The 14,635-nt window shown below is 56.0% G+C and carries 13 protein-coding genes; 11 read left to right on the forward strand and 2 right to left on the reverse strand.

Translation table 11 applies throughout. The annotated features are described in order from the left end of the window. Positions 1-155 precede the first annotated feature (155 nt). The 5 genes from eutC to ppa all read left to right on the forward strand — a co-directional run bounded on the left by eutC (position 156) and on the right by ppa (position 4,206). Entirely contained in the window at positions 156-968 is an 813-nt protein-coding gene (gene eutC, locus IEY47_RS12790) for an ethanolamine ammonia-lyase subunit EutC (RefSeq protein WP_229779414.1), read from the forward strand. A 543-nt stretch (positions 969-1,511) separates the two neighbouring features. After that, a complete protein-coding gene (locus tag IEY47_RS12795) occupies positions 1,512-1,961 on the forward strand; it encodes a GNAT family N-acetyltransferase (protein WP_188983633.1) in 450 nt (149 codons plus the stop codon). 151 nt (positions 1,962-2,112) lie between these two features. Further along, positions 2,113-2,772, forward strand: coding sequence for a DedA family protein (locus tag IEY47_RS12800; RefSeq protein ID WP_188983634.1), 660 nt, complete (start codon positions 2,113-2,115; stop codon positions 2,770-2,772). A 6-nt stretch (positions 2,773-2,778) separates the two neighbouring features. Beyond that, positions 2,779-3,618, forward strand: a complete 840-nt coding sequence (locus IEY47_RS12805; protein ID WP_188983635.1) for a M90 family metallopeptidase — start codon at positions 2,779-2,781, stop codon at positions 3,616-3,618. Positions 3,619-3,678: 60 nt separating this feature from the next. Further along, positions 3,679-4,206: an inorganic diphosphatase gene (gene ppa / locus IEY47_RS12810; RefSeq protein ID WP_188983636.1), complete on the forward strand. Its 528-nt coding sequence runs from the start codon at positions 3,679-3,681 to the stop codon at positions 4,204-4,206. 109 nt (positions 4,207-4,315) lie between these two features. On the opposite strand, the gene IEY47_RS12815 is transcribed toward ppa, so the two are convergent. Beyond that, positions 4,316-5,752: an HD domain-containing phosphohydrolase gene (locus tag IEY47_RS12815; RefSeq protein WP_188983637.1), complete on the reverse strand. Its 1,437-nt coding sequence runs from the start codon at positions 5,750-5,752 to the stop codon at positions 4,316-4,318. A gap of 168 nt (positions 5,753-5,920) precedes the next feature. On the opposite strand from IEY47_RS12815, the gene IEY47_RS12820 reads away from it, so the two are divergent. From IEY47_RS12820 to IEY47_RS20820, 6 genes are all read left to right on the forward strand, one after another. Beyond that, the gene (locus tag IEY47_RS12820; protein WP_188983638.1) at positions 5,921-6,679 is read left to right on the forward strand and encodes an alpha/beta fold hydrolase; all 759 of its coding nucleotides are present in this window, start codon (positions 5,921-5,923) and stop codon (positions 6,677-6,679) included. A 175-nt stretch (positions 6,680-6,854) separates the two neighbouring features. Further along, complete coding sequence (locus tag IEY47_RS12825) at positions 6,855-7,868, forward strand: 2-hydroxyacid dehydrogenase (RefSeq protein WP_188983639.1); 1,014 nt, start codon at positions 6,855-6,857, stop codon at positions 7,866-7,868. Between the two features lie 159 nt (positions 7,869-8,027). Continuing rightward, a complete protein-coding gene (locus tag IEY47_RS12830) occupies positions 8,028-10,061 on the forward strand; it encodes a type VI secretion system Vgr family protein (RefSeq protein ID WP_188983640.1) in 2,034 nt (677 codons plus the stop codon). 44 nt (positions 10,062-10,105) lie between these two features. Continuing rightward, entirely contained in the window at positions 10,106-12,400 is a 2,295-nt protein-coding gene (locus IEY47_RS12835; RefSeq protein WP_188983641.1) for a hypothetical protein, read from the forward strand. After that, the gene (locus tag IEY47_RS12840) at positions 12,397-13,257 is read left to right on the forward strand and encodes an XAC2610-related protein (protein ID WP_188983642.1); all 861 of its coding nucleotides are present in this window, start codon (positions 12,397-12,399) and stop codon (positions 13,255-13,257) included. Before IEY47_RS12835 ends, IEY47_RS12840 begins: the two co-directional genes overlap by 4 nt. A 179-nt stretch (positions 13,258-13,436) precedes the next feature. After that, complete coding sequence (locus IEY47_RS20820; protein ID WP_373293588.1) at positions 13,437-13,805, forward strand: lysozyme inhibitor LprI family protein; 369 nt, start codon at positions 13,437-13,439, stop codon at positions 13,803-13,805. A gap of 92 nt (positions 13,806-13,897) precedes the next feature. On the opposite strand, the gene IEY47_RS12850 is transcribed toward IEY47_RS20820, so the two are convergent. Continuing rightward, a complete protein-coding gene (locus IEY47_RS12850) occupies positions 13,898-14,356 on the reverse strand; it encodes a hypothetical protein (RefSeq protein ID WP_229779415.1) in 459 nt (152 codons plus the stop codon). Positions 14,357-14,635 lie beyond the last annotated feature (279 nt).

A 14,635-nucleotide genomic window follows, 5' to 3' on the forward strand; every position in this document is an offset into this window, starting at 1 on the left:
GCTCGCGACTGAAGTCGCCCCTACAGTAATGAAGCCAGACAGGCGCAGTGATCCTGTGGGGGCGACTTTAGTCGCCTGCAATACCTCAGGCACCGATGAAAACGCGGCATAAACCGATGGGTTCGCACAAACGACAAGCACTGGACAACAAAACCGTGACCTCCACTCCAGACAACGTCACCGAAGGCCCTTGGGACACCTTGCGCACGCTGACGCCCGCCCGCATCGGCCTCGGCCACGCCGGCACCAGCCTACCGACCGCCGCGCAACTGGATTTCCAGTTTGCCCACGCGCAAGCCCGGGACGCGGTCCATCTGCCCTTCGATCATGCGTCGTTGGCCGAATCGCTCGAAGCCAAAGGCATGGATTGCTTGCTGCTACACAGCGCAGCAACAGACCGCCACCTGTATCTGCAACGCCCGGACCTAGGACGCAAGCTGGATGACGCCTCGGCCACCATGCTGGACGAACAGGCGTCGACACGCGCTGAGCCCTACGATCTCGCCATCGTCATCGCCGATGGGCTCTCGGCATTAGCCATCCACCGCCACGCTATCCCCTTCGTCGAACGCCTGCTGGAACAGATCGACGGTGAGAACTGGTCGCTCGCGCCCATCACGCTGGTGCAGGAAGGCCGTGTGGCTGTTGCAGACGAGATCGGCCAACGCTTGAACGCGCGTATGACGGTCATTCTTATCGGCGAACGTCCGGGGCTTAGCTCACCGGACAGCCTCGGCCTTTATTTCACATACGGGCCGAAGGTTGGGTTGAATGACGCGCATCGCAATTGCATTTCCAATGTCCGGCTGGAAGGGCTGAGCTATCCCATGGCCGCGCACCGCCTGCATTACCTCATGCGCGAGGCATGTCGCCGACAGCTGTCTGGCGTGAACCTCAAGGACGACGCCGACATGCAAACCCTGGCCAGTGAAACCGGAGACACGCTAAGCAACTTCTTATTGCCATAAACGGGTGGGAGCGCTTCGGATTCCACCCTAAGCGCCACATCTGACAAATCAACGGTGCTGGATAGATCGCATTCGCGGCCAGGGCCGCTCCTACAAAAGGCAATGCGCGCCACCATTCGCGATTAGTGCGATTCGCTTTTCTGTAGGAGCGGCCTTGGCCGCGAAAACGATATTTCAGCCGCCTCGTTTACAACAGTTGATCCCGGTTGCCGGCCGCGCCTCAGATAAACGACGGGAGTCCTTCGGATTCCACCTTAAGCGTCACATCTGACAAATCAACGGTGCCGGATAGATCGCATTCGCGGCCAAGGCCGCTCCTACAAAGGCAATGCGTGGGGCCCTATCGAGGTCAAAGAGGATGAACCCTTTGCAGGCTATCCGGTGGTCCCCTATGGCGCGCGCGGAATTGCGCTGGCGCGGCCATTTGAGGCAGCATCTCGGTCTTTCCGGCCATGCGCCCCAATCGAATAATGCCTCCTGCACGATCTCGTTACGTAAATACGAGACTCCGGGCGGTGTCCTTTCGTCCACATGAGGCCTTCAATGCGCATCATCCAAGCCACGCCCGAACATCTGGACCTCATCACCCCGATGTTCATCAAGTACCGTGAAGTTTTTGGCGAACCGGCTTATCCAGAGCAATCTCGAGCGTTTCTGGCAAAACGCCTGGAGCGCGACGAGTCGGTGATCTACCTGGCGCTTGCGGATGACGAAGACCGACCCATGGGCTTCTGCCAGCTCTATCCCGGCTACTCCTCACTCTCCCTCGAGCGCTTGTGGGTGCTTAACGGCTTGTATGTCGAAGAAGACGCACGCCGCCAGCAGGTCGCCGATCGCCTGTTACAAGTTGCGCGCAAGATGGCGAAAGAGACGAATGCCGTACGGCTGCGTGTCGCAACTCGAGCAGATAATCTCGCAGCGCGTGCACTTTATGAGTCGATCGGGTTCGAACAGGACGCCGAATTCGCCAACTACGTACTTCCGCTCGACTAAAGGCTATTTTCGCTTCGCCAAGAAGGCGGTCGAGCGATTTGCGGAGCACGCGGATCGGCATACTGAACAGGCACCTTCGAGGACGCGAAGAGTGCCCCGACAGCTGCTTCACAGCGGCGAACGCACACCACCAATCTGGAGCCTCCTAGCGATGGAATTCGCCCCACTCGACATCATTCTGCACCTGGACACCTACCTCGAAACCCTGATCGCGCAATACGGCAACTGGATCTACTTGATTCTGTTCGCGGTGATCTTCTGTGAGACAGGCCTTGTCGTAACGCCCTTCCTGCCAGGTGATTCGCTGCTCTTCATCGCAGGCGGCATGGCGGCAATCGGCGGTATGGACCTTGGGTTACTGATGGCGTGCCTGGTTGCAGCGGCCATCCTGGGCGACAGCACCAACTACGTGATCGGACGAACGTGCGGCAAGCGCCTGTTCTCCAACCCCGATTCGAAGATCTTCCGCCGTGATTACCTACTGCAAACCGAAGCCTTTTATCTCAGGCACGGCGGCAAAACCGTGACGCTGGCGCGCTTCCTGCCCATCCTGCGGACCTTCGCCCCCTTCGTGGCTGGCCTTGGGCATATGCATTACCCGCGCTTTTTCTTCTTCAGCGTCGCTGGCACGCTGCTGTGGGTGTGTGGCCTGACCACGCTCGGATACTTCTTCGCCAACATCCCGATCATCCGGGAACACCTGACGTTGTTGATCCTCGCCGTCATCGCCATTTCGCTCGCACCGGTCGTCGTTGGTGCTATCCGTCAACGCCAGCGCAGCCGCGCCGTGCGGGCCGCCTCAGGCAGCTGACGGACAATGTGGTCACTCACCGAATGGCGTAAGCGCCGCTTCCTCGAACGCAATGCGATAGACCCGGCGCTTTGGCAGCGGATCAAAGACCGCTTGCCCATTTTGGACGGCCTGAGTGACCACGAACTGACGCGTTTGCAGGAACAAAGCCTGCTGTTTTTGCGGGACAAGACCATCAGTGCGCTGCCAGGCGTCAATCTCGACGACGAAGCCCTGTTGATCATTGCTGCGCAAGCACAGCTCCCGTTGCTCAATCTGCCCGACCTGAACTGGTATGCGGGATTTCATGAAATGGTCATCTATCCCGACGATTTCGTCAGCCCGCAGAAATATCGCGACGACGCCGGCATCGAGCACAGCTGGGACGACGAGCGCAGCGGCGAGGCTTGGCAACAGGGGCCGGTCATTATGGCTTGGCCCGGCATTCAACAGAGCGGGGATTGGGACGGCTTCAATCTCGTCATCCACGAATTGAGCCACAAACTCGACATGCTCGAAGGCAGTGCCAATGGGCTGCCTCCTCTGCATTCGGACATGCGCATTCAATCCTGGGCGAACGCCATGCAGACCGCCTATGACGCGCTGGAAGCGCAGATAGAGACCGATCCAGATGCCGAACCGCCCATCGACCCCTACGCCGCGGAAGACCCAGCAGAGTTCTTCGCGGTGACGAGTGAATACTTCTTCACCGCGCCAGATGTGCTGCATCACGCCTACCCCGAGGTGTACGCCCAGCTTCAACAGTTCTATCGCCAGGACCCACTCGCTCGACTGCGATGTTTACAGCAGGGACATCCCGCGTATGCACAGGAACCCGCCACGGCTGACGATGGTCTTGGTAGCTAGCGTTCAATCAATGGGCCTATAATCGCGCCCACTTTTCGGATCCAATTCAGGGAGTCGCCCATGAGCTACAGCAAGATCCCGGCCGGCAAGGACCTGCCTAACGACATCTACGTCGCTATCGAGATCCCGGCCAACCACGCGCCGATCAAGTATGAAATCGATCACGACACCGATTGCCTGTTCGTCGATCGCTTCATGGCCACCCCGATGTTCTATCCGGCCAACTACGGGTTCATCCCGCACACCCTGGCTGACGACGGCGATCCACTGGATGTATTGGTTGTGACTCCATATCCGGTCGCACCCGGTTCGGTTATCCGCGCTCGTCCTATCGGCGTATTGCACATGACCGACGAAGCCGGTGGCGACGCCAAATTGATCGCCGTTCCGCACGACAAGCTGACGACGATCTACAAAGACGTTCAGGAATACACCGACCTGCCGCCGCTACTGATCGAACAGATCAAGCACTTCTTCGAGAACTACAAAGACCTCGAAAAAGGCAAGTGGGTGAAAGTCGAAGGCTGGGGCAACGCTGACGCGGCCCGCGCCGAGATTACCAAGGCCGTTGCGGCTTACCAGAAGTAAGCCAGCGACACCTCCGAAAGCCGGCCACAAGCCGGCTTTTTTATGCGTAAAAACCGGCACTTCGGATGAAAGCCCCCCCGCTTTCGAGGCCGACGCCTTTGTTAGACGTCTAGATTAAACCCGCCGTGAGTGCTTTGAGCGTAGCCGCAGCCCGCGTGGTGCACTCGAGCTTGCGGAAGATGCTCTCGACGTGAGTTCGAACGGTGCTTGGGCTGATATCGAGCAGTCGCGCGGCCTCCTTATTGCTGGCACCCAAGCTGATTTCCCGCAAAACGTCGATTTCCCGCGGTGACAGGACTCCACCGGCAGGAGCCGTCTGTAATGCAGGGGTTAAACCCGAGTCTGCGGCAAGGACGGATTCCACGACTTCCGAGTCGAAGCAGCCGGCACGTACATCGTCTCGAAGAATCGCAGCGGCCTGTTGCCGCGTATACGCAGGCCTCCATGGTCGGGCTTCGAGCAACGTCTGATAGGCGACCGCTGTGGCCAGGATCCTTTGCATGAGGGAAAGTGCGGCACCGCCAACCCCACGAAAGTAACCGCTACCATCGAGGCGCTCGAAGGCGTACGACCCCAAATCACCCGCAGTGCTAAGGCCAGGAATCTGCCGAGCGGCCCGGGACGTCCAATAGGGCATGAGCCTCAACTGCTCCCATTGGTGAATGGAGAGCCGGTCAGGCGAGGTTTCCCAAAGCCGGTTGGGCAATGCTGCCCTGCCCAAGCCATGCAAGAGTGCGGCCTCATGCAGCAGATCTCGATCCTTAGGCTGCAGCCCCAGCGTTTCGGCGCATCGGGCAGCGCGTTGCGCGACCTGCCGCGAGTGACCCGCAAGCCAGGGCAACTTGAGCTCGACCACGTCGGCCAATAACGTCGATTGCACGGTTGTCACGTGAGAAGTGAACGAAAAATCCCATTCACTGACTTTCGGAGGCGTAACGGCCAATTTGTCCAGCCACGACTCGCCGAACCTGACGGCAAGCATCGCCAGGTCCGCTGGGTACTTACATCCCGCTTGGTCGCGCAAGAACGCGAAGGCGCCGGTACGGCCGCGCGTATTGGCAAGGATTTCAAGGTCGCTTGCGACGTTCGCGTAATGGGCTACGCGCGCGATCAGTCCACCGCCAAGCCCGCCCGGTGATCCGCTACCGTCGTGACGCTCGAAGATATGACGCAACGCGGAAATCACGTCCGACGGCATTCCTAGATTCGCCGCCACATCGCCTGAAATTTCGCAGTGGATGATTGCCAGTGGAAGGATCAAAGCCTGGGTCTGTGCGTCCATGGGTGGCAATGTCTGCGCCATCATCGCCTCGCGCGCTGCGACATCGTCTCCTAAGAGTTCGGCGAATCCCGTGGCATTAGCCGTGCAGCCCGACCAACGTAATAGAGCAACCGCGCGGGCATGATTTTGCGCGACGCCGTCCGCGCCATCCGCTTGCGCCAGCCAACCAGCCAGGCAAGCGGTACGGCGAGAGTGATCCGTGGCGCGCCCCATACTGAGATCGCCCACAAAGGCCAATGCGAGAATGGCATCCAATAGTTGCATGGTGGCGGCACCCGACCCACGAACAGATGACACGTTGCAGACGATAACAGCACAGAACGCTGGAAGGCGCATCGGATGGTCAACCGATACCAGCGTTAGGTCCCTGTCGCAATACTGGCTCCCAAGCACGACTTTCCGTGCTCGAGAAACGGACTGAGGAGTTTGATTATGAAACGTCATTTTATTGCAGCTGCCTTGCTTTCTCTTGGTTTGGCAACAGGTTTTTCTAGCGTAGCTACCGCCGCTCAACGGTCGGTAGTCATTGTGCATGGGGCCTTTGCCGACGGCTCGGACTGGGCCAAGGTAATCGCCCTGCTACAGGAAAAAGGGGTACAGGCTCAAGCCGTGCAAAACCCTCTGGAATCGCTAGCGGGTGACGTGGCCGCCACCAATCGCGCTATCGATAACCAGCAGGGTGAGGTCGTTCTCGTGGGCCACTCTTGGGGCGGTACCGTGATCACCGAGGCCGGCAACCATAAGAAAGTGTCAGAGCTGGTCTACGTCGCAGCATTCGCACCCGACGAAGGCCAGTCCGTCGAAAGCTTGACCAAAGGCAAGCCCTCCGCGCCGGGCTCCGCCAGTATCAAAGCAGATCGCCACGGCTGGCTCAGCTTATCTCCCCAAGGCATTGCACAGGACTTTGCCCAGGATGTGCCCGCGCCGCAAGCGCGTGTAATGGCGGCAACCCAAGGTCCGATAAAGGCGAGCGCCTTTGCAGAGGAAGTGTCCGTGGCCGCCTGGAAGACCAAGCCCTCACGGTTCATCGTGAGTGAGCAGGACCGCATGATTCTGCCTGCGCTTCAACATGAAATGGCAAGCCGGATAGGCGCGCAGGTGACGTCGCTGCCCACCAGTCATGTACCTCAGCAATCACGCCCGGCAGATGTCGCCAAGGTAATCCTGGAGGCGGTGGCTGACGAGCGCTGATGGCCATCCCGCGAAACAAGTTGCATGCCATCGCCGCGCAACCGAATGAGCACACGGATGTGCCTTTTCGCCGAAACATCATTGGTAGATGACTCGCGTCAGCATCAGCGCCACCACCATGATCTATCTTTTGAGTGGAACGCGCCCCCGGAGGCACGCCCATTCAGGAGGTTTTATGAACGTCGCCATGTTCAGCGCCCAGCCCTATGACCGACGCTTTTTCGACGAAGCGTTACGCAGCGCCTATGCCAATAGCGGTGTCGATATCACCTATCTCGATGTCGCGCTTTCCGAAGATACGGTCACCTTGGCCCAGGGGTTCGATGCGGTATGCGCCTTCGTAAACGACGATTTGAACGACTCTCAATTGGAGCGCCTCGCTACCTTTGGTGTTAGGGCGATATTGCTGCGGTGCGCAGGTTTCAACCATATCGATATGGCCGCTGCGAAGCGCCTGGGTCTATTCGTTGCTCGGGTGCCTGCATACTCGCCTGAAGCTGTCGCGGAACATACGCTAGCCCTGGTAATGACCCTCAATCGGCATACGCACCGGGCCTACAATCGCGTCCGCGAAGGCAACTTCATGCTCGACGGCCTGCTGGGTTTCAATCTTCATGGGAAAACAGTCGGGTTGATCGGTACCGGCAAGATAGGTATCGCTACCGCCCGAATCTTCAAGGGTTTCGGCTGCCATGTATTGGGCTACGATCCGTTCGAATCGCCGGACTTCGGTGCGCTGGGGGACTATGTCGCCCTCGACGATCTGCTTGCCCGTGCGGACATCGTCAGCCTGCATTGCCCACTCAGCGACAGCACCCATCACTTGATCGACCGAGACCGCCTCGAAGGCATGAAGCGTGGGGCGATGCTGGTCAATACGTCGCGTGGCGCGCTCATCGATACCGCCGCCGTGATCGACGCGCTGAAGTCTCATCAACTCGGTGCGCTGGCGATCGACGTCTATGAGCAGGAAAGCCAATTATTCTTCAAGGACCGCTCCAGCGCGCGCATCGATGATGAGGTCTTTCTACGGCTGATGACCTTCCCAAACGTTATCGTCACGGGCCACCAGGGATTCTTCACGGTGGAAGCCTTGCGCGAAATAGCCGACGTCACCTTGCACAATCTGCACTGTTACATGGTAGGAAAGGCCTGCGACAACGCACTGTGTCCCGCGGCGACTGCGTGACCGTTACAGCCGAACGCCGATCACAAAAACTCCACCCGCCCTACAAGGCATACCGATGGGGCGTGAACGTGTTCTGATTTATGGCCGGCTGCCCTTGAGCCGAGCAGGAGGCTTCGCCATCCTGCCGACCTTTCGAAGGTCACGCAGGGAGGCGTGGACATGTTCGATGTCGCCAATGATCGGCATTTTTCGCTTGCCTTGCCGGGAGTCGAGCACGACTTTCAGGTGCTCGAATTCACCGGCCACGAGGCCATCAGCCAACCTTATGCGTTCGAGCTAACGCTGGTCAGCGAGCGGCCTGACCTCGATCTTGAGCCGCTGCTGCATCAATCCGCGTTTTTGTCCTTCACGCCGCAAGGCAATGGCATCCACGGGCAGATCCATCGCATTGCGCAGGGCGATGCTGGCAAGCGCCTGACCCGCTACCACGTCACCCTCGTTCCACGCCTTGCTTACCTTTCTCACCGCACCAATCAACGCTTCTTCCAGCACCTCACCGTCCCGCAGATCATCGAGCGTGTGCTCGCCGATCACGGCATTCTTGGTGACGCCCACCGCTTCGAGCTGGGTCCGGTCGTCTATCCGCCGCGGGACTATTGCGTGCAGTACGACGAGACCGACCTGCACTTCGTCCAGCGCCTGTGCGAAGAAGAAGGCATTCACTACCACTTCCAGCACAGCGAACAGGGACATGTGCTGGTGTTTGGTGATGACCAGACGGTATTTCCAGAATTGGGGCAGCCCGTCGCCTACCTACAAGACAGCGGCCTCGTCGCGGATGAACCGGTGATCAGACGCTTCGCGCTGCGCCTGGAAACGCGCACGTCCGAAGTCGTTCGCCGAGACTACGATTTCGAAAAGCCTCGCGTCCTCATGGAAGCGACCGCCAAAGGCAACGATCTGCCTTTGTTGGAAGACTACGACTACCCCGGTCGCTTCGTGGATCGCGAACGCGGCAAACACCTCGGCCAACGCGCCCTCGAACGCCACCGTCACGACTATCGTCTCGCCGAAGGCCGCAGCGATTGCCCCCGTTTAGTCACCGGCCACTTCCTGGAACTCTCCGACCACCCCCGGCAGGACTGGAACGACCTCTGGTTGCTCACCGAACTGCATCACGAAGGCAAGCAACCTCAGGTGCTGGAAGAGTCCATCACCAGCGACACCCAAGCCTCTGACGGATTTACCCAAGGCTATCGCAACCGTTTTACCGCAACCCCTTGGGAGGCCCCTTTTCGACCTTCCCTGAGTCACGCAAAACCCAAAGTGCTCGGCAGCCAGACCGCCGTCGTGACAGGGCCAGCCGGCGAAGAAATCCATTGCGACGAATACGGTCGAGTCAAAGTCCAGTTCCACTGGGACCGCCATGGCCAGGCGGATGACAAGACCAGCTGTTGGCTCCGCGTCTCCAGCAGTTGGGCCGGCGATCGCTACGGCGGCATTGCGATCCCTCGGGTCGGCATGGAGGTACTGGTCACTTTCCTCGAAGGCGATCCCGATCAACCCCTGGTCACCGGTTGCCTGTATCACAAGGAACACGCCGTCCCCTATGACCTGCCGACGAACAAAACCCGCAGCGTCTTCAAAACCCTCTCCAGCCCAGGCGGTGGCGGCTACAACGAACTGCGCATCGAAGACCGCACAGGGCAGGAGCAGATCTACATCCATGCCCAGCGGGACTGGGACGAAAACATCGAGCACGACCAGAAGATCCGCGTCGGCCACGAGCGTCACGACACCGTCGAGGCAAACAGCTACAGCGAGTTCAAGGCTGAAGAGCATCTAACCATCGCCATGGATCGCAAGGTCGAAATAAAACCGGACGACCATCTCACCATCGGCGAAAACCAACACATTCAGCTGGGGCGTTCACAGCTGACCAACGCCGGTCGCGAAATTCATCTCAAGGCCGGCCAGAAGATGGTCATCGAAGCGGGCATCGAACTGACCCTCTCGGCAGGCGGCAGCTTTATCAAGCTCGACCCCGGCGGCATCTCCGTTTCTGGGCCCCTAACGCGTTTGAATGCAGGCGGGGCGCCCGGAAAAGGCTCCGGAATCGCAATCAAATCGCCCACACAACCGGATAGACCCGAAGGGGCCAACACCGGTGATGTGCTTGAGAAAGCGCAGGCCAATGCACTTACGGATACACCAGCCCAACCGTTAACGCGACAGCTCAATTTCTCCGGCTAACCAGGATCGGTCAGCCGTCGCCATCCAAAGGAAATGGATAGAACATGGACACACTGACGCCCATTCGGAATTGGTGCCATCCCTTCAAAAGTAAGCTCAACGCGCTTCAGCAATTGACGCTTTTCGCCAATGCAAAAAGCGGCTTTTACCCAATAGGGGCAAATGGGCTATGGCACGGCGGCGTTCACTTCGATGCCGGCACTGCGGCTCTCGTCGACCAATCGCAGGTCTTTTGCATGGCCGATGGTGAAGTGGTCGCCTATCGAATCGACGACTCTTACCCCATCAGCGAATATCCAGCGGCAATACCGCAGATAACGCGGGCGCCCTTCTCCACCGGGTTCGTCTTGGTCAGACATCGCCTGGAGCCGCCCGCAGAAACGGGGCCGGAGACAACATCACGCCCATCGTTAACGCTATTCAGCCTTTATATGCACCTGCAGGACTGGGCCACCTATCAAACTAAAAGCGGCTTACCGCGGCCCACGTTCTGGGGCGACGTGGTCTACACCGTCAACACGAAAAAGGACGGACTCAACGTTCGCGCATCAGCCAACGGCACATCGGCGATCCTGGGAAAGCTCAGCAAGGGCGCGCGTATTCATGCATCAGGCAACGGTGAATTTCTCCAGATTCGGAGTTTGGAACCCGGTGGTGTGTTCATGCCCGCTGAAGGCGTCGATGAAACGCGCGAGCCGCAAGGCTACGTGTCCGCTAAATTCCTCAAAGCGGAACAACAGCCAAGCGCGCTGGGCGAGGTCGTCGTCCTGGAAAAGCCTGTTCCGATCAAAGCAGGCGATTTGATCGGCCACCCCGGTCTCTACCAAAACCAAACAGACGCCACCCCCCAGTCGATTACCCACATCGAAACGTTCAGCTGCGACGATGTTCCCGCCTTTATCGCTAAGAGCCGCGCCTATGCTGCTTCACTTCCTGACTCAGCGAAAACGCTGCTCAAGGTTCACAAAGGGGTCAGCAAACTCATCCCCCACCGCAACGACATCAGCCCGGAAAATCCTCCACACGTAACCGATGACGGCCCATTCACAGGCGTCGATCTAATCATTCCCCAAAGCCTGCTGGACGACCTCCCTTCTGAGGCGAAACTCGTCGTACCGGGCATCGATGGTCGGACTCAAACTAAATGGTGGAGGCTGGAAGGCCTACTCGCCGACACCCACGGCGCGCCCATCGGCGGCTGGCTAGCAGAGCAAGACCTCGTCACCACTCGCCACAGCCCGTGGGAATGGGAAGGGTACGAATGCCTGGAAGATACCGCTCCGCCAAAAGCCAAATTGGTTTCCTGGCTAGACGCCACGAAACAGCTGACCAAGGAAGAGCAAAGCGGCTACAAATCCATGATCGACATGGAGCGACAAGGCCCACTGAAGCTGACACTCCATGACATCATGGATACCGATCACGACGGGGTTATCACCACCAAAGAAATTCGAGCAGCGCTGAGTAAGCCGTGGCAGGCGCAAAGGCTTGCTCAGCTTGTTGTTAGGTATGAGAGTGAGTGGTTTTTTAATCTAAAATCTTGGTGCACGCTAGATACAATCCTTTCTCCAAAAGCCGGCTGCCCCAAAAAATGGGCAGTAGAAAAAGGACGAATTGAAAAGCTAGAATTCTGGAGCAGAAATATAATTTTGCTTCAAGAAAAAATTAAGCCATGGCACTTCCAAGCAAATAACTTGCTAAGAACCCTATATGAAACTTCCCGATTGCTCATCACTAGAGAGCAACTTTCACTAATAATGACCTCCGCCTCAGAAAAAACAATCGACAGATACCTATCACCTATCAATAAAACGTTAATTCACTTTAAAATCAACACCCCATTGAGGATTGCACACTTCTTAGCTCAAATCGCACACGAAACGGGGGAATTAAAGTTTTCAGAGGAGATTGGCTCAGGACAACAATATGAAGGCAGGTCAGATCTAGGCAACAATCAGCATGGCGACGGCCAACGATTTAAAGGACGTGGTCTAATCCAGTTAACAGGGCGCAGAAACTACACAGCATGCCAGCTATACCTAAGAAGCCTGTCTGAGTACTCAGGGATAGATATAACATCAAGCAACAGCGCGGCTCAGCGCATATCTGATGACCCGGAGTTATCGGCCATTGCGTCGGGATACTATTGGTCCAAATTAAAGCCAAAACTAAACAACTCAGCTGACTCAGATGACTTGTTTTGGGTATCTGTTTATGTAAATGGCTGGGCAACACAGACTAATCCCTTCTACCCGGAGCGGGCAAAAGAGCCAAACAACATGCGCCATCGTTCCGAAATGCTAAATAAAGCCAAAATAGCTTTAGGAATAGCCCAATGACAAAAATCTGCATTATTTCTTTTATGGCGCTACTCATTTCAACCGAATGCCTGGGCACCCCTATAGAAATCACCGAGATCACTGCTTATAAAGGCAGCATAGCCGGCAGCCCCACATTTATGGTACTTATCGAAAAAGAAAATGACGTATCAGGACGATATATATATGAAAAATACAAAATACCAATCTCGCTAAATGGGAAGATCACCCCTGAAAAATTAAGCTTATTAGAAAGCAACGCATCCAACATTGCGAATCTAGAAGCATCTATCCATGAGGAAACATTGAAAGGAACCTGGCAAGACACGAAGCATACCTATCGCCTTGAAGCAATAGCCAGAAGCAGATCCTATAAAAAAATTATAGACCGAATTGAAATAGACTCAGCCACTCAAGAAAAGATACTTAATATAGAGTTAGCTACAGGAAAAAAACAAAAAATAAAAATTTCAACCCAAACAAACCCTATTAATATAACTTTTGAAGACTTAAATTTCGACGGCTTCCCAGACATGCGAATTTTAGAAATCGAAGCCGGCGGGAATAGCGCTTATAGCTATTATATATACGACCTTAAAAACGGTATTTATTCACCTGCGCCAGCCGTTTTCGAACGCCTTACTAGCCCAGTCGTATCCCACTACCAAAAAGCAATTTATTCAGTGTCCAAGGATGGATGCTGCAAATATTCATCCGAACAAGTCTTACCTGACACGTTACGCTACGCAGAATATGACTATGTTTCGCAGACGGGAAAAGAGACGCTAACAAACAGAACAACAGGAAATACCACTCAGAGATTGATCAACCGAGCGGAGTTTGAGCAAGATTACCTAGATAAAATTCCACAGCTTTAAGCCGTCATCCCCTAGCTCTAGCATTCTAACGGATGCGTAGTGAATCGCCCCGTAAGAGCTGCTGAATTCGAGCTAAAACCGTCACGCTTTTACAGACCAGATAAACTCTCATGCTGACTCCCCACCCAAGGAGACTTCACCTGAATTCAAAAAAATGGAAATCCTTATTTACCGCGGCGATGCTATCACTGGGCGCGACTTCCGCTAGCGCCTACCAAGCCTGTAAGGATATAGCGACAAGCCAACAATTTTTAGAGTGTTCTCTCGAGCGGAAAGAAGAATCCGACAAAAAACTCAACTTTGCCTATCGACGCTTAATAAAAAACATCAAAACCCAATACTCAAACAACAGCAACTCGCTTGCGGAATACCTATCAAAAATAAAGAATTCGCAGCGTGCATGGATAACGCTCCGCAATGAGAATTGCGCACTAGAGTCATTTGAAATAGAGGAGCAGTCCCAAGCACACGTTACGACCCTAAATAACTGCGAGGCGCGAATGTCAAAAGAGAGAACTGAATATCTAATAAAAACACTAGGCGACTGAAGAACCCATCAACATTGACAGCAGTATAAAACAAACCAGTCCCCATCAGAGATGCACTCCGAACATTTAGCCAACTCTCGCCTGTGAATTAATTACAAGTGACACCACCCTAATTCCTCCTCCACCAATCGGCGATAAGGCGTGGCAATCCCCTTCGGGGTCGAACGGATGTAATGTTCAGCATGCTCTTTTTTGCTGAGAGGCAAACCTGTGAGGTATTCGATAACTTCGCTCTCATTTGGTTTACGGTGGTTTTTACCTTGGCTGCGCGGCGGCAGGTTGGTCCAGATGACGGCATCGACCGTCCGATTACGTGCCCAATCAGTTATGGTCGGTGCGTGCGCTGAAAGCGCGCGCTGTGAGGGAATACTTCCGACGCATTCAGGCTGGAAATCCGGGATCGCTTCACGGATACGTAGATATTCGCGCGCATCCTCCAGGTTTCGAGTATCGAGATAAGCCCAAAGCACTGGAACCTCTGGTGTGTCATCGCACAAGACGGTCGCCAATTCTCCTCCGTCGCTTTCACGGGCGAACTCGATTGGCAGCATGGGGCCGTCGTCGAACCATTCGGATGCCAACGGGAGTTGTCCTGGTTTCCAGATGAGCGAACCCCACCCCAGGCAAACGATGCGCATAACGTTTATGCCCTCTTTGCGACTGCACAGAAGCATGGACAACCACCTTGGCCATCACGTGCCCAGCGGGCAACCGCCTCGCTTGGCGATCTGTACCCGCATGTAACAAGCAGAACCGCAGCTTCAGGGCCATGTCTCAGAGCTAAACGAGCATGCCCTCGATACGTGAATCTTGTAGAGTTCTGCGTTGGC

Source organism: Pseudomonas matsuisoli, assembly GCF_014647635.1.
Taxonomy (GTDB): domain Bacteria; phylum Pseudomonadota; class Gammaproteobacteria; order Pseudomonadales; family Pseudomonadaceae; genus Pseudomonas_P; species Pseudomonas_P matsuisoli.

What these genes read in the sequence shown, in the direction of transcription:
- IEY47_RS12805 (WP_188983635.1), top strand. Translation starts at nt 2,779, where the DNA reads ATGTGGTCACTCACCGAATGGCGTAAGCGCCGCTTCCTCGAACGCAAT.
- IEY47_RS12840 (WP_188983642.1), top strand. Translation starts at nt 12,397, where the DNA reads ATGACAAAAATCTGCATTATTTCTTTTATGGCGCTACTCATTTCAACC.
- ppa (WP_188983636.1), top strand. Translation starts at nt 3,679, where the DNA reads ATGAGCTACAGCAAGATCCCGGCCGGCAAGGACCTGCCTAACGACATC.
- IEY47_RS12795 (WP_188983633.1), top strand. Translation starts at nt 1,512, where the DNA reads ATGCGCATCATCCAAGCCACGCCCGAACATCTGGACCTCATCACCCCG.
- IEY47_RS12825 (WP_188983639.1), top strand. Translation starts at nt 6,855, where the DNA reads ATGAACGTCGCCATGTTCAGCGCCCAGCCCTATGACCGACGCTTTTTC.
- IEY47_RS20820 (WP_373293588.1), top strand. Translation starts at nt 13,437, where the DNA reads ATGCTATCACTGGGCGCGACTTCCGCTAGCGCCTACCAAGCCTGTAAG.
- IEY47_RS12800 (WP_188983634.1), top strand. Translation starts at nt 2,113, where the DNA reads ATGGAATTCGCCCCACTCGACATCATTCTGCACCTGGACACCTACCTC.
- IEY47_RS12820 (WP_188983638.1), top strand. Translation starts at nt 5,921, where the DNA reads ATGAAACGTCATTTTATTGCAGCTGCCTTGCTTTCTCTTGGTTTGGCA.
- IEY47_RS12830 (WP_188983640.1), top strand. Translation starts at nt 8,028, where the DNA reads ATGTTCGATGTCGCCAATGATCGGCATTTTTCGCTTGCCTTGCCGGGA.
- IEY47_RS12850 (WP_229779415.1), bottom strand. Translation starts at nt 14,356, where the DNA reads ATGCTGCCAATCGAGTTCGCCCGTGAAAGCGACGGAGGAGAATTGGCG.
- IEY47_RS12815 (WP_188983637.1), bottom strand. Translation starts at nt 5,752, where the DNA reads ATGCAACTATTGGATGCCATTCTCGCATTGGCCTTTGTGGGCGATCTC.
- IEY47_RS12835 (WP_188983641.1), top strand. Translation starts at nt 10,106, where the DNA reads ATGGACACACTGACGCCCATTCGGAATTGGTGCCATCCCTTCAAAAGT.